This is a genomic window from Altererythrobacter sp. TH136 (assembly GCF_007065885.1).
Classification (GTDB): Bacteria; Pseudomonadota; Alphaproteobacteria; order Sphingomonadales; family Sphingomonadaceae; genus Tsuneonella.
Genome location: NZ_CP041409.1, coordinates 2,530,154 through 2,552,702 on the forward strand (window position 1 = coordinate 2,530,154; position 22,549 = coordinate 2,552,702).

27 protein-coding genes are annotated in these 22,549 nt (G+C 66.7%); 11 read left to right on the forward strand and 16 right to left on the reverse strand.

Annotated elements, in window-relative coordinates:
- Nucleotides 1-13 precede the first annotated feature (13 nt).
- Both rpmA and C0V74_RS12425 read left to right on the forward strand, forming a co-directional pair.
- Nucleotides 14-283: a 50S ribosomal protein L27 gene (gene rpmA / locus C0V74_RS12420; protein WP_143252034.1), complete on the forward strand. Its 270-nt coding sequence runs from the start codon at nt 14-16 to the stop codon at nt 281-283.
- Between the two features lie 214 nt (nt 284-497).
- Nucleotides 498-1,031 (forward strand): GNAT family N-acetyltransferase, encoded by a 534-nt coding sequence (locus C0V74_RS12425; protein ID WP_143252035.1) that lies wholly within the window; start codon nt 498-500, stop codon nt 1,029-1,031.
- Between the two features lie 57 nt (nt 1,032-1,088).
- Here the strand turns inward: C0V74_RS12425 and C0V74_RS12430 are convergent, their stop codons facing one another.
- Complete coding sequence (locus tag C0V74_RS12430) at nt 1,089-1,961, reverse strand: metal-dependent hydrolase (RefSeq protein ID WP_246844887.1); 873 nt, start codon at nt 1,959-1,961, stop codon at nt 1,089-1,091.
- Nucleotides 1,962-2,067: 106 nt separating this feature from the next.
- Here C0V74_RS12430 and C0V74_RS12435 point away from each other — a divergent pair, with 106 nt between their 5' ends.
- On the forward strand, nt 2,068-2,667 hold the full coding sequence (locus tag C0V74_RS12435; protein WP_131624933.1) for a TetR family transcriptional regulator: 600 nt from the start codon (nt 2,068-2,070) through the stop codon (nt 2,665-2,667).
- A gap of 3 nt (nt 2,668-2,670) precedes the next feature.
- Here C0V74_RS12435 and C0V74_RS12440 read toward each other — a convergent pair whose 3' ends face one another.
- A complete protein-coding gene (locus C0V74_RS12440; protein ID WP_143252037.1) occupies nt 2,671-4,107 on the reverse strand; it encodes a S41 family peptidase in 1,437 nt (478 codons plus the stop codon).
- 342 nt (nt 4,108-4,449) lie between these two features.
- On the opposite strand from C0V74_RS12440, the gene C0V74_RS12445 reads away from it, so the two are divergent.
- On the forward strand, nt 4,450-4,701 hold the full coding sequence (locus tag C0V74_RS12445; RefSeq protein ID WP_131624935.1) for an SWIB/MDM2 domain-containing protein: 252 nt from the start codon (nt 4,450-4,452) through the stop codon (nt 4,699-4,701).
- Between the two features lie 4 nt (nt 4,702-4,705).
- On the opposite strand, the gene C0V74_RS12450 is transcribed toward C0V74_RS12445, so the two are convergent.
- Both C0V74_RS12450 and C0V74_RS12455 read right to left on the reverse strand, forming a co-directional pair.
- Entirely contained in the window at nt 4,706-5,077 is a 372-nt protein-coding gene (locus C0V74_RS12450) for a DoxX family protein (protein WP_349236012.1), read from the reverse strand.
- Between the two features lie 56 nt (nt 5,078-5,133).
- The gene (locus tag C0V74_RS12455) at nt 5,134-5,604 is read right to left on the reverse strand and encodes a pyridoxamine 5'-phosphate oxidase family protein (RefSeq protein WP_143252039.1); all 471 of its coding nucleotides are present in this window, start codon (nt 5,602-5,604) and stop codon (nt 5,134-5,136) included.
- Nucleotides 5,605-5,684: 80 nt separating this feature from the next.
- Here C0V74_RS12455 and C0V74_RS12460 point away from each other — a divergent pair, with 80 nt between their 5' ends.
- Nucleotides 5,685-6,488 carry a DUF72 domain-containing protein gene (locus tag C0V74_RS12460; protein ID WP_143252040.1) on the forward strand — a complete coding sequence of 268 codons (804 nt, stop codon included), beginning with the start codon at nt 5,685-5,687 and terminating at the stop codon, nt 6,486-6,488.
- Here the strand turns inward: C0V74_RS12460 and C0V74_RS12465 are convergent.
- The 4 genes from C0V74_RS12465 to dapD all read right to left on the reverse strand — a co-directional run bounded on the left by C0V74_RS12465 (nt 6,415) and on the right by dapD (nt 8,545).
- Entirely contained in the window at nt 6,415-6,972 is a 558-nt protein-coding gene (locus C0V74_RS12465) for a DUF1810 domain-containing protein (RefSeq protein WP_143252041.1), read from the reverse strand. The genes C0V74_RS12460 and C0V74_RS12465 overlap by 74 nt on opposite strands.
- A 32-nt stretch (nt 6,973-7,004) precedes the next feature.
- Nucleotides 7,005-7,193 carry a DUF3008 family protein gene (locus tag C0V74_RS12470; protein ID WP_131624940.1) on the reverse strand — a complete coding sequence of 63 codons (189 nt, stop codon included), beginning with the start codon at nt 7,191-7,193 and terminating at the stop codon, nt 7,005-7,007.
- Between the two features lie 91 nt (nt 7,194-7,284).
- Nucleotides 7,285-7,650 carry a hypothetical protein gene (locus C0V74_RS12475; protein WP_131624941.1) on the reverse strand — a complete coding sequence of 122 codons (366 nt, stop codon included), beginning with the start codon at nt 7,648-7,650 and terminating at the stop codon, nt 7,285-7,287.
- A 55-nt stretch (nt 7,651-7,705) separates the two neighbouring features.
- Nucleotides 7,706-8,545, reverse strand: coding sequence for a 2,3,4,5-tetrahydropyridine-2,6-dicarboxylate N-succinyltransferase (gene dapD / locus C0V74_RS12480; RefSeq protein WP_143252042.1), 840 nt, complete (start codon nt 8,543-8,545; stop codon nt 7,706-7,708).
- A gap of 152 nt (nt 8,546-8,697) precedes the next feature.
- Here dapD and C0V74_RS12485 point away from each other — a divergent pair, with 152 nt between their 5' ends.
- Nucleotides 8,698-11,073: a S8 family peptidase gene (locus tag C0V74_RS12485; RefSeq protein ID WP_143252043.1), complete on the forward strand. Its 2,376-nt coding sequence runs from the start codon at nt 8,698-8,700 to the stop codon at nt 11,071-11,073.
- Here the strand turns inward: C0V74_RS12485 and C0V74_RS12490 are convergent, their stop codons facing one another.
- From C0V74_RS12490 to C0V74_RS12505, 4 genes are all read right to left on the reverse strand, one after another.
- Nucleotides 11,074-12,156 carry a phosphotransferase family protein gene (locus tag C0V74_RS12490; protein ID WP_246844888.1) on the reverse strand — a complete coding sequence of 361 codons (1,083 nt, stop codon included), beginning with the start codon at nt 12,154-12,156 and terminating at the stop codon, nt 11,074-11,076.
- A gap of 2 nt (nt 12,157-12,158) precedes the next feature.
- A complete protein-coding gene (locus C0V74_RS12495) occupies nt 12,159-13,247 on the reverse strand; it encodes a Zn-dependent alcohol dehydrogenase (protein WP_143252044.1) in 1,089 nt (362 codons plus the stop codon).
- A 131-nt stretch (nt 13,248-13,378) separates the two neighbouring features.
- Nucleotides 13,379-14,806: an MFS transporter gene (locus C0V74_RS12500; protein ID WP_143252045.1), complete on the reverse strand. Its 1,428-nt coding sequence runs from the start codon at nt 14,804-14,806 to the stop codon at nt 13,379-13,381.
- Nucleotides 14,807-14,871: 65 nt separating this feature from the next.
- Nucleotides 14,872-15,726: an SDR family NAD(P)-dependent oxidoreductase gene (locus tag C0V74_RS12505; protein ID WP_143252046.1), complete on the reverse strand. Its 855-nt coding sequence runs from the start codon at nt 15,724-15,726 to the stop codon at nt 14,872-14,874.
- A 170-nt stretch (nt 15,727-15,896) separates the two neighbouring features.
- On the opposite strand from C0V74_RS12505, the gene C0V74_RS12510 reads away from it, so the two are divergent.
- The 3 genes from C0V74_RS12510 to C0V74_RS12520 all read left to right on the forward strand — a co-directional run bounded on the left by C0V74_RS12510 (nt 15,897) and on the right by C0V74_RS12520 (nt 19,167).
- Nucleotides 15,897-17,081, forward strand: coding sequence for an acyl-CoA dehydrogenase family protein (locus C0V74_RS12510; RefSeq protein ID WP_143252047.1), 1,185 nt, complete (start codon nt 15,897-15,899; stop codon nt 17,079-17,081).
- Between the two features lie 97 nt (nt 17,082-17,178).
- Entirely contained in the window at nt 17,179-18,318 is a 1,140-nt protein-coding gene (locus C0V74_RS12515) for an acyl-CoA dehydrogenase family protein (protein ID WP_143252048.1), read from the forward strand.
- Nucleotides 18,319-18,360: 42 nt separating this feature from the next.
- Entirely contained in the window at nt 18,361-19,167 is an 807-nt protein-coding gene (locus tag C0V74_RS12520; RefSeq protein WP_143252049.1) for an SDR family NAD(P)-dependent oxidoreductase, read from the forward strand.
- A 65-nt stretch (nt 19,168-19,232) separates the two neighbouring features.
- Here C0V74_RS12520 and C0V74_RS12525 read toward each other — a convergent pair whose 3' ends face one another.
- The 4 genes from C0V74_RS12525 to C0V74_RS12540 form a co-directional block, all read right to left on the reverse strand.
- Nucleotides 19,233-19,367, reverse strand: coding sequence for an entericidin EcnA/B family protein (locus C0V74_RS12525; RefSeq protein ID WP_131624948.1), 135 nt, complete (start codon nt 19,365-19,367; stop codon nt 19,233-19,235).
- A gap of 143 nt (nt 19,368-19,510) precedes the next feature.
- Nucleotides 19,511-20,158: a guanylate kinase gene (gmk, locus tag C0V74_RS12530; protein WP_143252050.1), complete on the reverse strand. Its 648-nt coding sequence runs from the start codon at nt 20,156-20,158 to the stop codon at nt 19,511-19,513.
- A gap of 50 nt (nt 20,159-20,208) precedes the next feature.
- Nucleotides 20,209-20,649, reverse strand: coding sequence for a hypothetical protein (locus C0V74_RS12535; RefSeq protein WP_143252051.1), 441 nt, complete (start codon nt 20,647-20,649; stop codon nt 20,209-20,211).
- 38 nt (nt 20,650-20,687) lie between these two features.
- Nucleotides 20,688-21,191, reverse strand: a complete 504-nt coding sequence (locus tag C0V74_RS12540; protein ID WP_143252052.1) for a ClpXP protease specificity-enhancing factor SspB — start codon at nt 21,189-21,191, stop codon at nt 20,688-20,690.
- A gap of 96 nt (nt 21,192-21,287) precedes the next feature.
- Here C0V74_RS12540 and hisB point away from each other — a divergent pair, with 96 nt between their 5' ends.
- Entirely contained in the window at nt 21,288-21,881 is a 594-nt protein-coding gene (gene hisB, locus C0V74_RS12545) for an imidazoleglycerol-phosphate dehydratase HisB (protein WP_143252307.1), read from the forward strand.
- 23 nt (nt 21,882-21,904) lie between these two features.
- Nucleotides 21,905-22,534: an imidazole glycerol phosphate synthase subunit HisH gene (hisH, locus tag C0V74_RS12550; RefSeq protein ID WP_143252053.1), complete on the forward strand. Its 630-nt coding sequence runs from the start codon at nt 21,905-21,907 to the stop codon at nt 22,532-22,534.
- Nucleotides 22,535-22,549: the final 15 nt, after the last annotated feature.

The following is a 22,549-nucleotide window of genomic DNA, read 5'->3' on the forward strand; positions in this document are numbered from 1 at the left end:
GTAGGACGAGACCATGGCACATAAAAAAGCAGGCGGTTCGTCCCGCAACGGCCGCGACTCCGCGGGCCGGCGCCTCGGCGTCAAGAAGTTCGGCAGCCAGGAAGTGATTCCGGGCAACATTATCGTGCGCCAGCGCGGCACCAAGTTCTACCCGGGCACCGGCGTGGGCATGGGCAAGGATCACACGCTGTTCGCCCTGACCGAGGGCCGCGTGCGATTCCACTCGGGCAAACTTGGCCGCAAGTACGTGTCGGTCGACATGATGGCCCAGGCCGCGGAATAACGGACGGTTCGATAACGGGGCCGTCCATCAGGACAGCCCCCGCCGGGCGTTAAAATCCGGCATCCAGAGGGAGATAGGGCTTTCCTGATTCAGGGAGCCCGTCTCCCTCTTGTCGTATCTCCCTCGTGCAACCGGCGCCATCGCAGAAGCGCCGCCATGAGAATGTCACGCGCCGCTCCTAGCGGGCAGGCGCGGGGCGAGGAGGAGAAGCGACGTGTTCCATCGTACGGCAAGGCTGTTCCTGCGGCCGGCGTGGCCCGAGGACTGGGAAGCGGTGCTCGGCGGAATCGCCGACGAAGGGGTCGTGCGCAATCTGGCGCGCGCGCCGTGGCCGTATGGCCCGGAAGAAGCGCGCGCGTTCGCAGCCATGCCGCAAAATCCGTGCCGCCCGCACTTTCTGGTAGTGCATGCTGACAGCGGACAGGTCGTCGGCTCAGCCGGCCTGGGGGACCATCATGGCGAGGCGGAACTCGGCTATTGGCTCGCGCGGCCGTTCTGGGGGCGTGGCTTTGCCACCGAAGCTGCGGCGGGCGTGATCGAGATTGCGCGTCTGCTCGGGCACCAGCGCGTCCACGCGGGTCACTTCGTGGACAATCCAGCATCGGGGCGCGTGTTGCGCAAGCTAGGCTTCGTCCCCACGGGCCTTACCCGTCCCCGGATGAGTTGTGCGCGCGGGTGCGAAGTGCCGGCGCATGAATATATCCTCAACCTGGAGGCTGAGGCCGTCCCGCACATGCGGGCAGCTTGAACGAAAAGCGCCGCCCCGGTCTCACCGGGGCGGCGTTCGTGTGTCTCGATTATTGAATTAGGCTGGCAGCAGCGCGTCGGTGAAATCACCCTCGTGCTTGGCGATCAGCGCCCGGTCGTCGTGGTTCCACGGGTGGAAACCGGGCATGAAGAACGCCAGCCACTGCGGCGCGATCCGGCGCAGGAAACCGGGGCGTACCAGCAGGTAGGCCCAGATCTTCGCGCGCCATTTCCAGCCGGTCAGGCCATCCTGCGCCAGCAGATCGGCGGTGTCCTGCACCCGGTTGAAGATGAAGCGCTTGGACACGATCACCATCATCAGGCTCTTCACCTTCCACCGCTTCCATCGGCTCCAGTCCTTGGTGGCGTGCAGCCAGGTGTCGTAAGCGACGCCCTTGTGCTCGATCTCCTCCACCGAGTGCCAGCGCCAGATGTCACCGAGATCGCCCTCTGCGCCGGCGAGGTGTTCAGGGTTCGAGAGCAGTTCGTGGCCCAGCATCGCGGTGAAATGCTCCAGCGCCATGGTGGCGGCTAGATTGAGGTACATCGGCCGGTTGTTGAGCAGTTGCAGCAGGTGCTCGACGCGCTGGTCGATGAAGCTGACATCGTAACCGCTCGCCTCGGCCAGCTTGTTCAGCACGATGTGTTCGCGCGTGTGGTTGATCTCCTGCCGCACGAACGCGCGGATCTCGGCGGTCAGCTTCGCTGAGGCGCCCTCGCGGAAGGCCTTGACCGATTCGATGAAGAACGCCTCCCCGCGCGGGAAAGTCGCGGACAGCGCATTGAACCATGCGGTGGCGACCGGATCGCCGTTCAGCCACCAGCGCTTCGGCTCAGCCCCCCGCAGGAAGCGGCGGTCGCGGATGACGATGTCGAGGTCCGCCGGGGTGGCGGTAGCGGCGGGGTGATCGAATGTCGTGGGGGCGTTCACGGGGCGCAGCTCCATTGAATGATGACGCCGGAATAATCCTTACTGACACCAGTGTCAATAAGGAACGGTTGAACCGGCTGGCGCCGCGCACTACGCCCCCCGGCCTATGGCCACTCGCAAACGTCTGAGTCCTGAGGAATCCCGCACCGCAGCCCTGGTCGCCGCGCGGGTGCTGCTGATCGAGACCGGCCCGCAGTCCGTCACCTTGAAAGCGGTGGCGGCGCGCATCGGGCGTACCCATGCCAACCTGCTGCATCACTTTGGCTCGGCGTCCGGTTTGCAGAAAGCGCTGGCGCAGCATCTGGCCGAAACCGTGTGCGAAACGATCAAGGAAGCGGTGCGCGCCAGCCGGGCGGGGCTGGGCAGCCCGCGCGAAGTGGTCGACCTGACATTCGATGCGTTCGACCGCGAAGGGGCGGGCGCGCTCGCTAGCTGGATGCTGGCGAGCGGCAACGAGGATGCACTCGATCCCATTATCGAGACCATCCACCAGTTGGTCGACGACATCGCTCCGCAGGAAGCAGCGCACGGTGACAGCCCGCGCCGCCTGCATGAGGACACCCTGACGCTGGTGCTGCTGGCGCTTGGCGATGCGCTGATGGGGCGGCCGCTGGCGCGGTCGCTCGGGCTACCGGAAACCGCGGCGCGCGATCGGGCGGAACAGCTGCTGGTCAGCTCGCTGCAGCGCGCGAACGAGCCGACCTAGCCGCTAGAACGAGCCCGGCGCCTCGCGCTGCACCGCGTTCGGCTCTTGCGGGCGAAGCGGTTCGCGCTTGGGCGCCACCGACAGCGGGCCCTGACCCGACGCGCCGCCGATCGGGGTGCAGGCCCGTCCGGCAAGGAAATCGAGCGCGGTCTTAATCGCGGCTTCGTTCGGGTCGCCCAGCGGATTGTTGATATCGTCGGGCGCGGCGCAGGTCTTGGGAAACACGCTGGCAAGCCCGGTGTAGTAATCCCCCTGGCCGGAGGCGTTCTCGGTGCGGAAGGCGAGCACGCGCATCCGGGCGTCGCATTCGGCCTTGTCGAGCGCGATCTGTCCCACGGGCTTCCCGAACGTGTTGGCGCCGATCAGCGCCACGTTGGTGCCCAGGTACGGGATGAAGGCGTTGGCCAGCAGCTCACTGGCCGACGCGGTGCCCGAATAGCCGATGAAGGCGATCTTGGTGGCGGCGATCGCTTGCGCCTGCGCGGCGAAGTTGCGCGCGGAATTGTTGTTCGCCTTGCTGTCGCGGAAGGTGGTGCGGCTGAACACCTGTCCGACGCGATTGGCGGCGAGGAGGTCGCCGAACAGCTCCGCCGTCGATACCAGGCCGCCGCCGTTGTAGCGCAGGTCGACGATCACCTCGGTCACGCCCTGCGCGCGGAAAGTGGAAAAGGCGGCGCGCAAGTCTGTCTCGGCCGGTCCGCCGATGAAGTTGCGCAGGTTGATGTAACCCACCTGCTTGCCGCCATCGTTCAGGATCTTGGCGCCGTAGCGATTGGACACCGGATCGATCGTGAAATCGGCCTTGGTCAGGGTAAGGTCGCTCAACGTCCCGTTGCGGCTGACGCGCAGGACCCGCACGACGCCCGGGTCCGACGGTCCGAGCGCGTTCACCACCGCCTGCGGACCGCCGCTCGCCATCAGCGAGGCGACCGATTGCAGCGAGCTCGCCGTTGCGCCGATGGCGACGATCTCCGCCCCGCGATCGATCCCGGCATTGAGGGCGGGGGCCCCTTCATAGCTTTCCACCACGAACACCCGGCTCTGCGCGGTGTCGTATGCCAGCCGGATGCCGAAGCCCGCGCTCGAACCCGAATTGTAGAACGCCGTCTCTTCGGCGATCGAGGTGATGTAGGTGAACCCCCGGTCGCGCGATTGCGCCCGCGCGGGTGCGACGAGCGCGTCGATGTATCCCTGTACGGTCGAATAGTTGGCCTTGTTGACCGAGCTGTCGATCAGACTGGGGAACAGATACCATTCGTCGATCACCGACTTGGCGAAATCCTGCTGCGTGGAGACCGAACACGCCGCGGTTGTCGGCGTGGGTGTCGGCGTGCCGCCGCCGCCGATCGGGCCGGGGTTGCCGCCCCCTCCGCCGCCACCGCCACAGGCGACCAGCGCCAGCGCGAGCGTCAACGAGAGCGAAGTGCGACCCATGCTCATCCCGATATTCCCCATCCCAGGCGCGCCGATCAGCCATCGGGCGCGCGGCCATCCCGTGGGGCCGCACCCGCGCGCCGACGGGCGGTGGGGGCGGCCTTCGCGGGCAGTCTGAACCCGCAGATGCACTTTCCCAAGCCAAAATGCGGGAAAAAGCGCCTCGCGCCTGTCGAAAACTGCGTTCGGCAGGCAACTGGCCCTCGCCGTGCCGCATTGTTACGCCTAGCATCATCGGTGGAAGAGGGCGTCTCACACGCCTTGCCCGCGCCTTGCGGGCGGGAGTGGACCGGCGAAACCCTGTTCGACTAGCTTATTACGGATAGCCAAGCAGGAAAGGATCACAACATGGCTGGCAAGAACAACGCGCTCCAGAAGCCCGTCACCCTTACGCCCGATCTCGAAGCGGTTTGCGGCAAGGGCCCGATGACGCGCGCCCAGGTCACTTCGAAGGTGTGGGACTACATCAAGAAGAACGGCCTGCAGGACAGCAAGGACAAGCGGATGATCAATCCCGACGAGTCGCTCGGCAAGGTGACCGGCAAGGACCAGATCTCGATGTTCAAGATGACCGGTGCCGTTTCCAAGCACATGAGCTGAACGCTTAGCGTTTACGGCGGGCGAACGGCCAATCGGTCGCTTCGCTCGCCCACAGCGCAAGCCAGATGATCAGCGGCTGCGCCAACAGGCGCGGCACGTGATACGCCAGCCCCAGGCCCTGATCGGGCCGCGCCAGATCGAGCGCCATGTGCTGGAAGTTCGCCGGCCACACGCACAACGCATAGAGCGCCAGCCCCCAGCCTCCGACCCGCCGCAGCGGGCGTGACCATGGTTGCAACAAAGCGGCGGCCCCCAGCAGTTCTGCCACGCCCGTAACCGCTACCACCCACGCGGGAACAGGCACCCAGCCGGGCATGATTTGCAGAAACGGACCTGGCGCCGCGAGGTGCAGATATCCCGCGACGCCATAGAGCACCGCGAGCAGCCAGCGAATTGCCCTGCGCGCGATGCCCCCGTGTCGGGCGGCGCGGGTCAGGGGCCCTCGGTCCAGACGCCCTTGTCCTCCAGCACGATCTCACCTTCATCCTCGCCATCCCAATAGTGGACGCGGCTGGCGCGCACTTCCAGCATCACGAGGCCGGGGGTGTCGGTGCCCTGCGGGAACCACCGGTCGAGCGAGGTCTGCCAGTGCTCCTTGAACCGCGCCTTGTCGCGCACGATCCGGGCCTTGCCCTCGACATGAATGAACTGCCCCGGCGCGCCAAGAATGCCTTTCAGCCCGGCGCTGCCGAGATAAGTCATCGCGACGTTCGGATTGCGTTCGATATCGGACACCATCTGCCGGTCCTGGTAAGTGAAGAACCACGAGTCTCCGTCGAAATCGACTTCGCTGTTGTTGCTCATGGGCCGCGCGCCAATGGTGCCGTTGGGCGCATGGGTGGCAAGGGTGCAGAAATCGATCTGCTTCATGTCTTCGGCGATGTGGGACAGGGTCTTGGTCATGCATGGTCTCCAGGTTCGCTTATCAAATGTTGGGCCGCAGGCTTGTTCCACTGCGCGGCAAACAGGCTAGGATCGGTCGCATGATACGCACCGGGATCGGCGGCTGGACGTATCCCGCGTGGCGCGGGGGCGTGTTCTATCCCGCCGGCTTGCGGCAGCGCGACGAGCAGGCGTTCGCGACCCGCGCGGTCTCGGCGATCGAGATCAACGCGACGTTCTACCGCCTGCAGACGCCGCAGACCTTCGCGGCCTGGCGCGACCTGGCGCCGCCGGGGTTCATCTACAGCCTCAAGGGATCGCGCTTCGTCACCAACCGCAAGGTTCTCGCCTCCGCGGGCGAGGCGCTGGAGCGATTCGTGGGGCAGGGCTTCACCGAGCTCGGCGATATGCTCGGCCCAATCGTGTGGCAGCTCGCCGTGACCAAACGGTTCGATCCCGACGATGTGGCCGCGTTCCTGGCGCTGCTGCCAGCGGCGCACCAGGGCGTGCCGCTACGCCATGCGATCGAAGTGGGGCACGAGAGCTTCGCCTGCGCCGAGTTCGTCGCGCTGGCGCGAAAAGCGGGGGTTGCGGTGGTCTATTCGGAGGCGACCGGACGGACGCCCGTAGCGGACCGGACCGCGAATTTCGCATACCTGCGGCTGCAAAATCTGACGAGCGGGCGCCGGACCGGCTACCCGCCGGCCCAGCTCGATCGGCTTGCCCGCCAATGCCATGCGTGGGCGCGGGGTGAAGCGCCAGCGGAGCTGGCATACTCCGGGGACCCGTCCGACAGCGCCGGCCGGCCGGGCGAGGTGTTCGCGATGATGATCAACGGGGCCAAGGAGCGCGCTCCGGCAGCGGCACGCGCGCTGGCGAAACGGGTTGCGAAGCTGTCGGAATAGGAGTCTTCAGCGGAGGTCTTCGGGCGCGTTTCTCGATGCCCTTTGGACGCAAGCCTGCATCGGTATTGTCAGAGCCGTGCGAGCGTCGCCCGATCCGGCTCGCCGTCAGAGAATGCCCGAGCGCCGCTGCAAAGCGCGTGTTTTCTGGCGCGGCGGCCCCGAACAAGGTCATCGAGCTGCGAAATTTCACCGCGTCGATCGTCCCCAGGATGGCCTCTGCCGGGCGCTTCCCGGCCCAGCCGAGCATGGCATCCGTCGCGGCGTCGAGGCGTTCTCCGAGCAGCGGGTGCGCAAGGTAAGCCGCCGCTTCCCGCAAATCGGCCAGGGCATAGTAACGTGCCGTTTCGCTCCGTCCCAGCCCGGCGATTTGCGGGAAGACGAACCACATCCAGTGGCTATGCTTGGACCCGGCGCGGAGTTCGGCAAGCGCCCGCTCGAATACGCCGCCTGCCTGCGCGGTTAAGAACCGGTCGAGCGATGCCATGCCAGTAGCGGGCGACCGCTCGCGCCGAACAGTCAGTCGCCGGACTTTTTCTCTGGCAGTCCCTTGCGCTTGGTTTCCGCAAGCTCCTCCAGTTCGTTTTCGGTCATCGACTTGTACATGCCTTTGGAAGCGCCTTGCAGGTCGCCGACTTTCGTATCACCGCGCTTGGCGGACAGGGCTGCGCCGGCCGCTTTCTGTTGTGCCTTGGATTGAGCGGGCATCAGGGTTCTCCTACGCTGCGTCCAATTCCGATCCCAACTTGAGTGCGCGATCGCCCATGCGGACCGCGTTGCCTTTCCCGGCCGCCCCGACTTACTGTGCCGTGTTCGTCGGATCACCCGCGGGCGCATCGCCCGGGGTGGCCGCGCTCGACGGAGCGGCATCGGGGGCGGCATTCGACTGCTGCGTGCCAGTGGCACCGGTGTCCGCGTCAAAGGCGGGCGCCATCGGCTCCCCCCGGTCTGCGTTCATGTCTTCCTGCGCCGCCATCTCGCGGCTCTGATTGACCTGGCTGTCAGCGCCGTTGTCCTGCGAGAGCATTCCCGTCGCCAGGATGATGGCGAATGCCGCGATGACCAGCACCAGGCCGATCACCAGCACCCAGCGGACCACGCCTTCGCGCGAGCCGCCGCTGGCTTCGGTTGTGCTGGCGTGAATTTCGTCGCCCCGATGGTCCATTGTCTGCCTCCCTTGCCTGATTGCCGCTTCTACGGTTTCCCGCCGGTTTCGGTTCCTAGTCGCGCAACAGCTCGTTGATGCCGGTCTTGAAACGGGTCTGCGCGTCGACGGTCTTGACGATCACTGCGCAGTACAGGCTGGGGCCCGGGCTGCCATCGGGCAGCGGCTTGCCGGGGAGAGCGCCCGGCACCACCACGGCATAGGGCGGCACGGTGCCCATGTGCACTTCGCCGGTCGCGCGATCGACGATCTTGGTCGAAGCGCCAAGGTAGACGCCCATCGACAGCACCGCGCCTTCACCCACGCGCACGCCTTCGGCGACCTCGCTGCGAGCGCCGATGAACGCGCCGTCGCCGATGATCACCGGGTCCGCCTGCAGCGGTTCCAGCACACCGCCGATGCCCGCTCCGCCGGAGATGTGGACGCCCGCACCGATCTGCGCGCAGCTGCCCACCGTCGCCCAGGTATCGACCATCGAGTTTTCGCCGACATGGGCGCCGATGTTGACGAAGCTGGGCATCAGCACCGCGCCGCGGCCGATGTGCGCGCCGCGCCGGACCACCGCGCCCGGCACCACCCGGAATCCGGCCTCGCGGAAGCGATTGTCGCCCCACCCGGCGAACTTGGACGGTACCTTGTCGAACGCGGGCGCGCCCGCGCTGCCGCCGTCGATCACCGCGTTGTCGTTGAGCCGGAAGCTCAGCAGAACCGCTTTCTTGAGCCACTGGTTGACCCGCCATCCGCCGTTGCCGTCCGGCTCCGCCACGCGCGCGCTACCGGCATCCAGCAGATCGAGCGCGGCCTCGACCGGCTCGCGGACATCGTGGCTGGCCGGCGTCACATCGGCGCGTGCGTCCCATGCCCGGTCGATGGCGGCGGCAAGATCGGCGGACATGGACATCGGCTCCCGTTCAGTGGCTATGCCCATGCGCTAGCTGGGCGCCGGGACAGCGGCAAGTGCGCGCGGCTGCAGAAACCCCGAACCGCACGTTCAGCAAGATGTTAGGATCGTCCGTACATGCTGAGGTAAATTCGGGGACGCATCGCATGACCAGACCTCCGCTTCGTCAACGGCGGCTCACTATTGGCTGCGCGCTTGGCACGCTGGCAGCGCTGTCCGCCTGTGGCGGCGGCGGTGGTGGGGGCGGGGGTGCTCCTCCGATCATCAGCACCCCGGCGCCCGTGCCGACCCCTTCGCCCAGTCCGGCTCCACCTCCGCCGCCGCCCCCGCCTGTGGCGGCGTCGAGCTTCGACACGGCGGAGTTCCGCCGCTCGGACGGTCCGTCGTTTCACGGCGCCACTGCGGCGTGGACCAAGGGCGTCACCGGCGCGGGCGTGAAGATCGGCGTGGTGGACAGCGGGATAGACCCGGACAATCCTGAGTTTGCGGGCCGGATCGATCCGGCGAGCGGCGATGTGGTCGCATCGCGGGGTGTGGAAGGACCGGACGATCACGGCACCCAGGTGGCGCTGGTCGCCGCGGCGGCGCGCAACGACAGCGGGGTGGTCGGCATCGCCTATCAGTCGACCGTCGTGGCGTTGCGGGCGGACTCGCTGGGAAGCTGCGACGGCGAGGACGGGTGCACGTTCAGCGATCGCTCCATCGCCGCCGGCATCGACCGCGCGGTCGCGGCCGGGGCCACTGTGGTCAACCTCAGCCTGGGCGGCGATGCGCCGACTTCGGTGATGCTCGATGCCGTGCGGCGGGCGTCGGCGGCGGGGGTGGTGATCGTCGTGTCATCGGGCAACGAAGGGGACGGCAGCGATCCCGAGGTCGATCCCAACCAGCCCAATCCGTTCGCTGCCGGGGTCCGCAACGCGGGCGGCGGCAACGTGATCATCGCCGGCTCGGTCAACGAGACCAGCCAGTTTTCCCCCTTCAGCAACAAGGCGGGCGCCCAGGCGCAGTGGTTCCTCTCCGCGCTGGGGGAGCGGGTCTGCTGCGTGTACGAAAACGGTGTCCTGAAGGTCGAATCGACGCCCGAAGGGCAGTTCGTCACCCTGGTATCCGGCACCAGCTTCTCCGCGCCGCAGATTTCGGGCGCGGTGGCGCTGCTGAAGCAGGCGTTTCCCAACCTCACCGGCGCGCAGATGGTCGATCTGTTGTTGTCTAGCGCGCGCGATGAGGGGGCTGCGGGGACCGACACGACCTATGGCCGCGGTATCCTCGATATCGCCGCCGCGTTCGCGCCCCGCGGGACGACTACGCTCGCCGGCAGTTCCACCTCGATGGCGCTGGGCGACGATACCGGCGTGGGGTCCGGCCCGATGGGCGATGCGTTCGGGGGCAAGCCGCTCGGCACCGTGGTGCTCGACGGATACCAGCGGGCGTACAGCTACGACCTTGGCCGCGGGATGCGCAGCGCCGGATTGCAGCCCAAGCTGCTGGGCGCGGTCGATGCCGGCACCCGGCAGGTGAGTGGCGGCGGACCGGCGGTGGCGATGGCGTTTACCCTTGCCGACGGATCGCGCGGTGAGCCGAATTGGATCGCCCCGCTGCGCCTCTCGGCCGAAGATGCCCGCGCCGCGCGCGTGCTTGCCGGCCGAGTGGCGATGAAGATCGCGCCAGACCAGCAGATCGGGTTCGCGTTCAAAGAACGGGCCGATGGCCTGGTGGCGCAGCTGCAGGGGCAGGACCGTCCGGCGTTCCTGATCGCGGGCGATGCCGGGGCCGATGCGGGCTTCACGCAAGGCGGCGACCTTGCGGTCGCCTATCGCCGGCAGATCGGCCCATGGGGCGTGACCGCCAGCAGCGAGCAGGGCCGCGCCTGGCTCGGCAATCTGCGGATCGAGGACGGCAGGCTGGAAGGCGCCCGCGAAAGCCGCGGCCTTTCCAACTGGTCGCTGGCCGCCGATCGTACGTTCGGCCCGGTGGAGACCGCGCTTGGCCTGTCGTGGTTGAGCGAGGACCGCACGATCCTGGGCGCGTATTTCGCCGATGCGTTTGGCGGGGGCGGGGCGAACACCCTGTTCATCGACGCCAGCGCCGGGTGGCGGATGGGCGATGGATGGCGGCTGGGCGGCGCGTTCCGCCAGGGCTTCACCCGCGCGGACCGGGTCGGCCTGATCGGCGGGGGATCGAACCTGGTCAGCCGCGGCTGGTCGGCGGACCTGACCAAGCAGGGCGTGCTGGGCTCCGACACGCTGGGCCTGCGGGTGTCGCAGCCGCTGCGGGTGGAGGGCGGGGGGCTCAACCTGACGCTGCCAGTGGGATACGACTATACCACGCTGTTGCCGACGTACGCCACCAGCCTGCTGTCGCTGACCCCGCAGGGGCGCGAGATCGACGCTGAGCTGGCTTGGCACGGGCGGCTGTGGGGCGGGGACGCCTCCACCAGCGTGTTCTACCGCACCGACCCCGGCAACTTCGCCAGCCTGCCCGACGACAAGGGTGTCGCGGTCAAGTGGGCGAAGCGCTTCTAGCTACGAAGCGCCCGCCAGCTTCGCGAACTCCCATGCCTTGTCGGCCAGGGGAGCCACACGTTCCGACTGCGCCTTGGCGTGGGCGGAGCTGGCGGTGCCGTCGATCACCCGCTTCTTGATGCCCTGCAGGATGCCTGCGAGGCGGAAGAAGTTGTATGCGAAGAACCAGTTCATGTCGGGCACTTCGCTGCGCCCGGTAGCCGCGCAATATCGCGCCACCAGTTCATCGAGTTCCGGAATGCCGAGCGCCGCGCGGTCGAGGTCCATCACCCCTGACCGGCCGCCGTTCTCGGTCACGTACATCATGCAAAGGTAGGTGAAATCCGCCATCGGATCGCCGAGGGTCGACAGCTCCCAGTCGAGCACCGCCAGCACTTGCGCCCGATCATGGGCGAAGATCATGTTGTCGATCCGGTAATCGCCGTGGACCACGCTGGTGCGGGTCTGCTCGGGCAGGGTCGCCGGCAGATACTCGATCAGCTTTTCCATTGAGGGCAAGTGATCGGTTTCGGACAGGCGGTATTGCTTCGTCCAGCGGTCGACCTGGCGGCCGAAGTAGTTGCCGGGCTTGCCGAAGTCCTCCAGCCCCGCTTCGGCGACGTCGGTGTTGTGCAGCTTGGCCAGCGTGTCGACCATCTCCAGATACACCGCGCGCCGTTCCTCGGGCGAGGCGCCGGGCATGGCGCCGTCCCAGATCGTGCGGCCATCAACCATGTCCATGACGTAGAACCACGATCCCACCACCGCATCGTCGGTGCACAGCCCGAACTGCCGCGCGACGGGAAAGCCGGTACGGTGCAGACCCGACTGCACCTTGAACTCGCGATCCACCGCGTGCGCGCTCGGCAACAGTTTGCCGAACGGCTTGCGGCGCAGGACGTAGTTCCTGGTCGGGGTCGACAGCTTGTAGGTCGGGTTCGACTGGCCGCCCTTGAACTTGCCCTGGGTTAGCGGCCCCTGGAACCCCTCGACGTTGGCTTTCATCCACGCGGTCAGGCGCGCTTCGTCAAGGTGATCGGCCTCGCTCGGCTCGACCGTGCCGGTGAAGGCCGCCTGCGCGTCGCCGATTTCGGGGGAGGGCACGCTCACTGGTCGAACACGATCACGCTGCGCGCGCTATCGCCCTGCTTCATCTTGTCAAAGCCTGCGTTGACCTCTGACAGCGAGATGCGTTCCGAGATGATTGTGTCGAGATCGAGCAGCCCGCGCATGTAGAAGTCCACCAGCCGCGGCAGGTCCACCGGGAAGCGGTTGTTGCCCATGATCGAACCCTGCAGCTTCTTGCCGCTGAGCAGGTCCATCGCGCCGAGCCCGACCTTGCAGTCGAGCGGCATCATGCCGAGGATCGTCGCGGTGCCGCCGCGGCGCAGCACCTTGCAGGCGAGTTCGGCCGAGGCGGGCCGTCCGACCGCCTCGATCGCGTGATCAACGCCGCCCTTCGACAGTTCGATGACCTGCTGCGCGGCGTTTTCCGCCATCGCGTCGACCACGTCGGTCGCGCCGAGCGCCAATGCCAGCTCGCGCTTCGCGGGCACCGGATCGCAGGCGATGATGCGGCCCGCGCCGGCGATCTTCGCGGCATTGATCGCGGCAAGTCCCACGCCGCCGCAGCCGATCACGGCCACCGTTTCGCCCGGCACCAGCTTGCACGCGTTGAACACTGCGCCCGCGCCGGTGGTGACCGCGCAGCCGATCACCGCCGCACGGTCGAGCGGCATATCGGGGTCGATACGCACGCAGGCGTGTTCGTGGATCAGCATCTGTTCGGCAAAGGCCGAGAGGTTGAGCATCTGGTTGACCATGCCGCCATCGGTGCGGGTGATGCGCGGCGCATCGCTCTGCGCGCGGCGCGTCTCACCGCCAAGGCACAGCGCCATGCGCCCGGTAACGCAGAATTCGCAGTGGCCGCAGAACGCTGACAGGCACGACACAACGTGATCGCCCGGCTTGACCGTGCGCACCTCGCTGCCGACTGCCTCGACGATGCCCGCCGCCTCATGCCCCGGCACCGCGGGGAGGGCGTGGGGGTAAGTGCCTTCGATGAAGTGCAGGTCGGAATGGCACAGGCCACAGGCGGCGGTGCGGATCAGCACTTCGTGCGGGCCCGGCTTGGAGATCGACAGCTCCTCGATTTCGAGCGGCTGTTTCGGTTGGATAAGAACTGCAGCTTTCAAGGCGTTGACTCCAGTTGAAAATTCGCTGGCACTCGGCCGGTTTCAGACGGTTTCTCGTGCGCCCGACATCTGTCCGTTGCAATTCAGGACCGTGGCAGAGCCACGCGGCCGCGCCAAGGCTCTAGTTGGCATCACGGGTGGTGTCCGACCGCGTCGGGATCAGCCTTGGCCGCCTGGGCGAGCAGCGCCAGCCGCGCCTCGTGCCCCTCGCGCGTGATGGGGAAGCGGCGGATGATCAGCACCACCAGGATCGCCAGCACGAACACGCACGCGGCATAGGTCATCGCCAGCCGGTCGATGATATCGGGCGCGACCGCGCCCGGCGTGGCGCCGCTGGGCATTCCGGCATAGCTGAGCAGGAACCCGGTTATGAAAATCCCGACGCCGGTGGAGCATTTGGCCGCGAAGAACGCGCCGGCCGCGAACGTGCCTTCCGACCGGCGGCCCGTCTGTTCTTCGGAAGCCTCGACCACGTCCGCCACCATCGATGACAGCGCGATGCCGGCGATGACGCTGAACATGTTCGAGAAAAACGTCGCGACGAACATTCCGCCAAGCGACGGAATGGACCCGTCAGGCCACCACAGCCCGAAGTGGCGGAAGGTGAGGGGAGTAACCCAGCAGATCATCCCGATCACGGCGGCAACGGCTGCGGTTTCGCGCTTGCCGAACCGCTGTTGCAGCGGGCCGACCAGCAGAAAACTGCCGATCACGCTGCCGAACAGCAGCAGCGGGTAAAGCTGCAGCGCCAGCGGCGGGAACTTCCATACGAACAGGTACAGGTAGTTGGAGATCGAGAAGGTGATCCCCTGGCTGGTGATCGACGCCGCGATCGCGAACATCAGCACCACGAATGCGGGGTGGGACAGGCTCTCGCGGATTTCGCTGAACGCGCCGCCGATGCCCGCCTTGCCGGGGGCTTTGACCTCTGGCCGGTGGCCGACCCACTTGTGCTGGCCCCATGCCGACAGCAGCACCGTGCCGACCATCAGGATCGCGCCGACGATGCCGTAGTTGTGGTAACCCTCGCGCGCCAGCATCGCGTTGGGCAGGAACACGCCGTACGCCAGCAGCAGCATCAGGAGGCCGCCGCCCCAGGCGTTGAGATAGCGCAGGCGGGTGAGGCGGGTGCGCTCGTCGTAATCGCGGGTGATTTCCGCCACCAGCGCGGCGGACGGCACTTCGCAGAACGCCACCGCGGCGCGCACCGCGATCGCCGAGAGCAGCAGGACCGGGAAGCTCGCCGGGCCGACGGGCGACCACAACAGCACCCAGAAGCCGCCGAGGAACAGCGGCGCAACATAGAGGTAGGGCAGCCGGCGGCCCCAGCGGGTGTTCGTCCGGTCGCTGACGTGGCCGACGATGGGATCGATCAACCCATCGAACACCAGCGCGATCAGCAACGCCAGGCTGACCAGCCGCGCGTCCATTCCTAGCACCTGGTTATAGAACAGCAGCAGGAAGGTGGAAAAGCCGTTGTCCTTTATCCCGTAGGCAATGCTGCCCAGGCCGTTCGCCATGGCAAGGCGGGTCGGCACGCGGCCCTGGACCGGCGTCATGGGAGTCGATGTGCCCGGTGCCGGCGATTCAGGTGCCGGCGTCTGGGGCGCCGCCGCGCTGGCGCTCACGCAGCGGTTCCGGTCGCCTGCGCTTCCATGGCGGACAGCGCTTCGAGCATCCCCGGCGTTTCGGGATCCCAGCTGCCCCGCTGCCCGATCGTGAGGCCGCCATCGACCAGCAGCGAGGTGCCCGTGACGAAGCTGGCCGCTTCGCTTGCGAGGAACGCGCATGCTTCCGCGATGTCGCGCGGCTGCCCGCCGCGGCTGACCGGCTGCGCGTTGGCGCTCATCTGGGCGATCATCGACTTGGCGATGTGCTTGGTCTCGTCCGGCACTTCGAGCGCGGTGGTGAAGATGTTGGTGTTGATGAAGCCCGGCAGGATCGCGTTCACCCGGATGCCGAACTGGGCGAGGTCGGCGGCGGCGACCTTGCTCAGGTGGAGCACGCCCGCCTTGGCGACCGCATACGCGGTGGGCGAGAACCCCGAGCCGGTGGCCGCCACGCTGGCGGTGTTGACGATCGCGGCGCCGGGCCGGCCCTGCATGTGCGGCACGGCATAGCGGATGCCGAACGCGACCGAGCGCAGCAGCAGGTCCATCGTGCGGTCCCACTCGTCGGGCTCGATCTCGTGAATCTTGGCCCTCGCGCCGCCGGCGCCGGCGTTGTTGAACACCACGTCGATCCCGCCGGTTTCCTGCCCCGCGCGGTCCATGAGCGCTTTGATCGCCTCGGTCGAGCAGACGTCGCAATGCTGGAAGCGAATGTCGCCCACGCCTTCGTCGCGCAGTGCCTGGACGCCGGCCTCGTCGATGTCGGCGGCATAGACGACCGCGCCTTCACGGGCGAACAGTCGCGCCGTCTCGGCGCCGATACCCGATGCCGCGCCGGTGATGACGACGGTCTTGCCTGAGAATCGCATGGCCTCTCCCGAGCCTTTTGTTGTGGCGGTAGGGTAAGCGGATGGGCTGTCTCGTCAACGGTGCTGTGGCTGCCGTTACGGCATCCTCAAACCATCGGTATGGAGCAAATCGACCCTTGCCCCGGCACGACAATCGGCCTTACGTATGCGTCAACGAGAGGAGACGACCAATGTCCGACCTGGACGCTTTCCGCAGCGAAACCCGCGCCTGGCTCGAGGCGAATTGTCCGCCCGAAATGCGCCAGCCCGTCCGCGATGACGAGGACGTGTACTGGGGCGGCCGCAACGCGACCTTCAAAAGCGACGCGCAGCGCGCCTGGTTCGAGGCGTGCCGCGACAAGGGCTACACCGTGCCGTCGTGGCCGAAGGAATACGGCGGCGCCGGTTTGTCGCCGGCCGAGGCCAAGGTCCTGCGCGAGGAAATGGCCGCCATCGGCGCGCGTCCCCCGCTCTCCAGCTTCGGCATCTGGATGCTCGGCCCCGCGCTGCTGCACTTCGGTACCGAAGAGCAGAAGAAGTACTTCCTCAACCAGATCGCGCGCGGCGAGATCCGCTGGTGCCAGGGGTATTCGGAGCCGGGATCAGGCTCGGATCTCGTAAGCTTGCAGACCTTCGGCGAGGACAAGGGCGATCACTGGGTCGTCAACGGCCAGAAGATCTGGACGAGCTACGCCGACAAGGCCGACTGGATTTTCTGCCTCGTCCGCACCGACAAGGCGAACAAGTACCAGGGCATCACCTTCATGCTCTACGACATGGCCACCCCCGGCGTGTCGACCAAGCCGATCCTGCTGATCAGCGGCAACAGCCCGTTCTGCGAGACTTTCTTCGACGACGTGAAGGTGCCCAAGTCCTATGGCGAGGGCATCCCGGCCTACGTCGGAGAGATCAATCGCGGGTGGGACGTGGCCAAGTACCTGCTGGGGCACGAGCGCGAGATGATCTCGGGCGCCGACAGTTCGGAACGCGGAGCCGGCATCGGCGCGGCGCTGTCGCGCAATGCGGGCGGCGAGCTTGACCCGGTGCTCCGCGCCGAACTGGCCATGTTCGACGTCGACGCGCTGGCGTTCAGCGCGATGGGCGAGAAGTTCCTCGACGAGATCAAGGTCGGCAAGACGCACCCGGCATACCCCAACATGATGAAGTACGCCGGCACCGAGCTGAACAAGCGACGCCACGAGTTGCTGATGGCCGCCGGCGGCTCGACCGCGCTCGAATGGGATAGCGAGGAAACCCGCGGCGGCGCCGCCCCGCGCGCTTGGCTCCGCACCAAGGCGAATTCGATCGAAGGCGGCACCAGCGAAGTCATGCTGGGCGTCGTCGCCAAGCGCATCCTCGAGCTGCCCGGCGCGTGAATTCGCCATCCCGGCGCTCGCCGGGATCGCGTGCCGCCCGATGCCGACCTAGAACAACGAGATCCCAGCCGTCGCTGGGACGACGGGAAGAGAACACATGCCGCTCTACCACAATGAAGACCAAGCGATGCTCGCCGAGACCGCTCAGCAGTTCATGGGCGAGGAAGGCGCGATCGGAAAGCAGCTGCGCCATTGGCGCGATCGCGAATGCAAGGATGGCTTCGGGCACGATCTGTGGAAGCAGATGGCCGAGATGGGCTTCACCGGCGTGCTCGTGCCCGAAGCGGACGGCGGGCTGGGCATGGGGCATGTCGAGGCAGGCATCGTGCTGGAGGAGATCGGCCGCAACCTGACGCCGTCGCCGTTCCTCACCAGCTCGGTCATGGCCGCCACGGCGCTGTCCGCCGCGGGCGACGACGCGCGCGGGCGCTGGCTGCCCGGACTAGTTTCAGGCGACAGCGTGTTCGCCGTGGCGATCGATGAAGGCCCCAAGCACCGGCCAGAGCGGATCGCCACGAAAGCGGAAAGATCGGGCAACGGCTTCAAGCTGTCGGGCAAGAAGGACTTCGTGCTGTATGGCGCGAGCGCCGACATGATCGTCGTCGCCGCGCGCACATCCGGCTCCGACACCGACGAGCAGGGGATCACCCTGTTTGCGGTGCCCAAGGACGCCGCCGGCGTGGGGCACAACTCGGTGCGGCTGGTCGACAGCTCGATGGCCAGCCACCTGAGGCTCGATCAGGTCGAGCTCGACGGTGATGCCGTCATCGGTGAAGTCGATGGCGGGCGCGAAGTGCTGGGTCGGATGCTCGACGCTGGGCGCGTCGGCGCGGCGGCCGAAGGCGTGGGCGTGGCCCGCGGGGCGATGGACATGACCATCGACTACCTCAAGCAGCGCAAGCAGTTCGGCAAGCTGATAGGCGAATTCCAGGTGCTCCAGCACCGGGCCGCTCATTTGTATTCCGAAGTCGAAATCGCCCGCGCGGTGGTGATCAAGGCGCAGCAGCTGCTCGATGCGGGCAGCGAGAACGCCTCGCTGATGGCGTCGGTCGCCAAAGCCAAGGTGGGCAAGGCCGCCGGCCTCGCGGTCAAGGAAGGCGTGCAGATGCACGGCGGCATCGGCATGACCGACGAATACGACATCGGCCTCTACATGAAGCGCGACCGCGCGCTCGCGGAGTTCATGGGCGACGTCCACTATCACGCCGACCGCGTGGCGCGGATGAGCGGATACTAGATTGATCCTTCCCGCGGGCGGGTTGGGCGACAGGAGAGAGAAATGACCCTCGAAGACATGTTCAGCCTCAAGGGGCGCGTCGCGCTGGTCACCGGCGGCAGCCGCGGGATCGGCAAGATGATCGTCGAGGGCTTCCTCGCCGCCGGGATCGACAAGGTCTATATTTCGGCGCGCAAGATCCATGAGATCGAGGAGACCTGCGCCGAGCTGGGCGACAAGGTCATCGGCATCCAGGGCGACATATCCACCATGAGCGGCATCGACGCGCTGGTGGAGGAGCTGTCTGGTCGTGAGACCCGGCTCGACATCCTGGTCAACAATGCCGGTTCGGCCTGGGGCGCGGATTACCTCGATTTCCCGGAAGCGGGCTGGGACAAGGTGATGGACCTCAACGTCAAGTCGCCGTTTTTCCTGACCCAGAAGCTACACAAGCTGCTGACCGCGAATTCGAGCCAGGCCAGCCCGAGCAAGGTGATCAACATCGCCAGCGTCGATGGCCTGCGGATCAATCCGTGGGAGACCTATAGCTACCAGGCGTCAAAAGCGGCGCTGATTCACTTGACCCGCCGCATGGCCGCGCGGCTGGTGCAGGATCACGTCTATGTCACCGCGATCGCACCAGGCGCGTTCCCTTCAAGCATGAACAAGGTCGCGCGCGATCACGAGGAGCAGTCGTCAAAGGGCATTCCGAACAAGCGGGTGGGTGACAAGTATGACATGGGGGGCAGCGCGGTCTATCTCGCCAGCCGCGCAGGCGATTACACGATCGGGGAAACGCTGACCGTCGACGGCGGCATCGTCAACGCGCACTTGCCAACGCACTTCGCCGATCCGGCGGGCGGACTTTAACGCTCGTTTGCTGCAGCGGCCGGTGAGTTAGGGTAATTCCCTGAGCACCGGCCGCTGCGAACCAGTTAGCAGTTACCCGGCTGACCGTCGACGCAGTCGCCAACCGACTCGACATCATTGGCGGCGCCGCGAACAGCGTTGCATGCCGACAGGATCAGCCCGCTGGACAAGGCGAGCGCGATGAGGACCTTCTTTTTCATGTCGTGATTTCCTGCTTCGCGCGGTGCGACAATACGTCCCCGCGACGTGATGGTGAAAATGCCCGGCGCTGCCTGGTGTTCCCCGAGGGCGATAAACCGGTCGCCGCGGTAGATCTTCCCGGTGGGACCAGGCCCTCCGCGTTTCAGCCCATCATCGCGCGAACGAAATCGATCAGCCCCGTCTGGCGCCGCCGCTTCCGGCGCTCGGCATGCAGGATCTCGCGCACCTTGGCGAAACAGGCGTCGACGTCGTCATTGATGACGACATAATCGTACGCGTCCCAGTGACTGATCTCGGCCCGGGCGCGATCCATCCGCGCGTCGATCACCGCCGCGCTGTCCTGCGCGCGGGTTTCGAGCCGGCGGCGCAGTTCATCGATGCTGGGTGGCAGGATGAAAACGGCAACCACGTCCTGCTTGTCCTTCTGGATCAGCTGCTGGGTGCCCTGCCAGTCTATGTCGAACAGCCAGTCCTGCCCGTCCTTCAGCCCGCTGCGGATGTGCCCCTTGGGCGTGCCGTAGCGATGACCAAACACGTGCGCCCATTCGTAGAAATCGTCGTCCGCCACCATCCGATCAAATTCCGAGTCGGTCGCGAAGTGGTAATCGACCCCGTCGCGCTCGCCGGGCCGCATTGGCCTTGTGGTGACCGAGACCGACAGCTTGATCTCGGGGTCTGCTGCCAGCAGCATGTGCGAGATGGTCGTCTTGCCCGCGCCCGATGGCGAGGACAGCACGAACATCAGTCCGCGGCGCTTGAGAGTGTTGGCAGGAGTTCGGTCGCCGGTCATCGCCCGCAAGTGCGCCAGGCCGGCCTAATAAATCAACCCGGAAGCCGCGCTCAATCCTCCGCCATCTTCCGCAGCGTCCGGTCGCCGGAACGGCGCGCCTGGCGTTTGGTGCGGCTGCGGTCGTAGAGCGTTTTCACCGCCAGGCCCCCGCCGATCACCACCGCGCCCGGCAGCGAGCGCGTGGCCAGCCGCGCCAGCAGCGCGCTGACCAGCGTATTCGACAGCGACCGGTTCTCAACGATGGCCTTTGCCGTGCCCTGGCCGAAGCGGCCATGAAGCAGGCCTTTCTCCATGGTGTGACGCACCAGGCGGCCACCGGCGCGCAGGGCGATATCCTGGATGATCAGGTTGGTCGCCGGATTGGGGCTGGGGCCCGGAACAGAGGTGCTGCTGCCCGTGGCCTTGGCGACCAGTTGGGCGCCCGCGTCGGTAATCCCGCCGGCCGCTTCAGTCTTCTTGCTGGGTGGTGCCGTTTCGCGCGTTCGCGCCATTGCCGTATCCCCATGGGGCGGCAACGACGCCGCCGTGCTTATTTCTTGCGGCCGAAATCGACCGTCACGACGTTTGATCCATCGTCGCTTTCGGTAACGGTGGGTCCGCCGCTGCGTTCCGACCCGTCATTCTCCGCCTCGTCGTGCGTTTCGGGCATCATGTCGGCGACGGTTGCCTGGAATTGCAGCCCGAAATCGACCGCCGGATCGACGAACGCGGTGATCGCGCCGAACGGGATTTCCAGCTTGGCGGGTACCTGGTTGAACGTCAGGCCGACGCTGAACCCATCGTCGTCCACCTTCAGGTCCCAGAACTTGTTCTGCAGCACCACCGTCATCTCGTCCGGGAAGCGCTCGCGCAAATGCGGCGGGATGGAGACGCCCGGGGCACCGGTCTTGAAGGTGATGTAGAAGTGGTGGTTGCCCGGCAGGCTGCCGCCCGTCGTTTGCACTTCACCGAGCACCCGTCCGACGACCGCGCGCAGCGCTTCCTGCACGATCTCGTCGTAAGGGATCAGGCTGTCTGGCATATCGTCGGTCATCGCCCGCGTGGTGGCTTGGCCGCGCGGCTCGGTCAAGCCGGAAACCTAAACCGGCGAACGCTTGCACGGCGGCGCTTGCCGCGTATATCCGCCGCCATGCGCACCGGCCGGATAGAACGCACCACCAGCGAAACCGCCATTCTGGTCGAGGTCAATCTCGACGGCAACGGCACATACTCGGTATCGACCGGCATCGGCTTTCTCGATCACATGGTCGAACAGTTCAGCCGCCATTCCCTGATCGACGTCACGATGCGCGTGCAGGGCGATCTTCACGTCGACCAGCACCACACGACCGAGGACAGCGCGATCGCGCTGGGCCAGGCGCTGGGGCAGGCGCTTGGCGACAAGGCGGGGATCGGCCGTTACGGGCAGGCCTATTCGCCGATGGACGAAACGCTCGCGCGGGTGGCGCTGGACATTTCCGGGCGGCCATACCTCGTGTGGCGCGCGGGCTTCAGCCAGCCGCGGCTGGGCGAATGGGATACCGAGCTGATCGAGCACTGGTTTCATTCGGTCACGCAAGCCTGCGGGATCACGCTGCATGTCGAACTGATGTACGGCAGCAACAACCACCACGTGTGCGAGGCGATTTACAAGGGCTTCGCGCGCGCCATGCGGCAGGCGGTCGAGCGCGACGAGCGCAAGGGCGGGGCCATTCCCAGCACGAAGGGTCAGCTTGGTGGCTGAGGCTTCCCTTACAGGCCCTTCGCATGTCTGAAGCCATCGCGCTGATCGATTACGGCGCCGGCAATCTCCATTCGGTCCACAACGCGCTGAAGGCCGCCGGGGCCGAACATGTCCACGTCACCGCCGATCCCGACCTGGTGCGCGGTGCGCGGCGCATCGTGCTGCCCGGGGTAGGCTCGTTTCGCGCCTGCGCGGAAGGCCTCGCCGCGATCCCCGGCCTGGTCGAGGCGCTGGAAGAGCGGGTTCTCACCGACGGCGTCCCGTTCCTGGGCGTGTGCGTGGGAATGCAACTGCTCGCAACGCGCGGCCGGGAACACGGGGACACCGACGGCCTGGGCTGGATCGCAGGCGAAGTCCTGCCGATCGAACGCACCGATCCGGCGCTCAAGGTCCCGCATATGGGGTGGAACGAAGTCCGCCCGATGCCTCACCGCGACGGGGCCATGCTGGTGGAGCCGGGGGAGGCGTACTTTCTCCATTCGTACCACTTCGCGTGCGACGAAGGCCGCGATGTCGCCGCGATGACCGACCACGGCGGGGGACTGGTCGCCGCCGTGGCGCGGGACAACATCCTGGGCGTGCAATTCCACCCGGAGAAAAGCCAGGCATACGGATTGCGGCTGCTCGAGCGGTTCCTCGGCTGGAGCCCCTGACCGGCGGGAACGGCC

Bases quoted from the DNA above. Each gene is read 5' to 3' on its own strand.
- C0V74_RS12470 (WP_131624940.1), bottom strand. From the start codon at position 7,193: ATGCCCGCTCAATCCAAGGCACAACAGAAAGCGGCCGGCGCAGCCCTG.
- hisB (WP_143252307.1), top strand. From the start codon at position 21,288: ATGCGCACCGGCCGGATAGAACGCACCACCAGCGAAACCGCCATTCTG.
- C0V74_RS12540 (WP_143252052.1), bottom strand. From the start codon at position 21,191: ATGACCGACGATATGCCAGACAGCCTGATCCCTTACGACGAGATCGTG.
- C0V74_RS12455 (WP_143252039.1), bottom strand. From the start codon at position 5,604: ATGACCAAGACCCTGTCCCACATCGCCGAAGACATGAAGCAGATCGAT.
- C0V74_RS12525 (WP_131624948.1), bottom strand. From the start codon at position 19,367: ATGAAAAAGAAGGTCCTCATCGCGCTCGCCTTGTCCAGCGGGCTGATC.
- C0V74_RS12520 (WP_143252049.1), top strand. From the start codon at position 18,361: ATGACCCTCGAAGACATGTTCAGCCTCAAGGGGCGCGTCGCGCTGGTC.
- C0V74_RS12515 (WP_143252048.1), top strand. From the start codon at position 17,179: ATGCCGCTCTACCACAATGAAGACCAAGCGATGCTCGCCGAGACCGCT.
- C0V74_RS12440 (WP_143252037.1), bottom strand. From the start codon at position 4,107: ATGAGCATGGGTCGCACTTCGCTCTCGTTGACGCTCGCGCTGGCGCTG.
- C0V74_RS12500 (WP_143252045.1), bottom strand. From the start codon at position 14,806: ATGACGCCGGTCCAGGGCCGCGTGCCGACCCGCCTTGCCATGGCGAAC.
- hisH (WP_143252053.1), top strand. From the start codon at position 21,905: ATGTCTGAAGCCATCGCGCTGATCGATTACGGCGCCGGCAATCTCCAT.
- C0V74_RS12435 (WP_131624933.1), top strand. From the start codon at position 2,068: ATGGCCACTCGCAAACGTCTGAGTCCTGAGGAATCCCGCACCGCAGCC.
- rpmA (WP_143252034.1), top strand. From the start codon at position 14: ATGGCACATAAAAAAGCAGGCGGTTCGTCCCGCAACGGCCGCGACTCC.
- C0V74_RS12510 (WP_143252047.1), top strand. From the start codon at position 15,897: ATGTCCGACCTGGACGCTTTCCGCAGCGAAACCCGCGCCTGGCTCGAG.
- C0V74_RS12505 (WP_143252046.1), bottom strand. From the start codon at position 15,726: ATGCGATTCTCAGGCAAGACCGTCGTCATCACCGGCGCGGCATCGGGT.
- C0V74_RS12465 (WP_143252041.1), bottom strand. From the start codon at position 6,972: ATGGCATCGCTCGACCGGTTCTTAACCGCGCAGGCAGGCGGCGTATTC.
- gmk (WP_143252050.1), bottom strand. From the start codon at position 20,158: ATGACCGGCGACCGAACTCCTGCCAACACTCTCAAGCGCCGCGGACTG.
- C0V74_RS12460 (WP_143252040.1), top strand. From the start codon at position 5,685: ATGATACGCACCGGGATCGGCGGCTGGACGTATCCCGCGTGGCGCGGG.
- C0V74_RS12475 (WP_131624941.1), bottom strand. From the start codon at position 7,650: ATGGACCATCGGGGCGACGAAATTCACGCCAGCACAACCGAAGCCAGC.
- C0V74_RS12445 (WP_131624935.1), top strand. From the start codon at position 4,450: ATGGCTGGCAAGAACAACGCGCTCCAGAAGCCCGTCACCCTTACGCCC.
- C0V74_RS12485 (WP_143252043.1), top strand. From the start codon at position 8,698: ATGACCAGACCTCCGCTTCGTCAACGGCGGCTCACTATTGGCTGCGCG.
- C0V74_RS12535 (WP_143252051.1), bottom strand. From the start codon at position 20,649: ATGGCGCGAACGCGCGAAACGGCACCACCCAGCAAGAAGACTGAAGCG.
- dapD (WP_143252042.1), bottom strand. From the start codon at position 8,545: ATGTCCGCCGATCTTGCCGCCGCCATCGACCGGGCATGGGACGCACGC.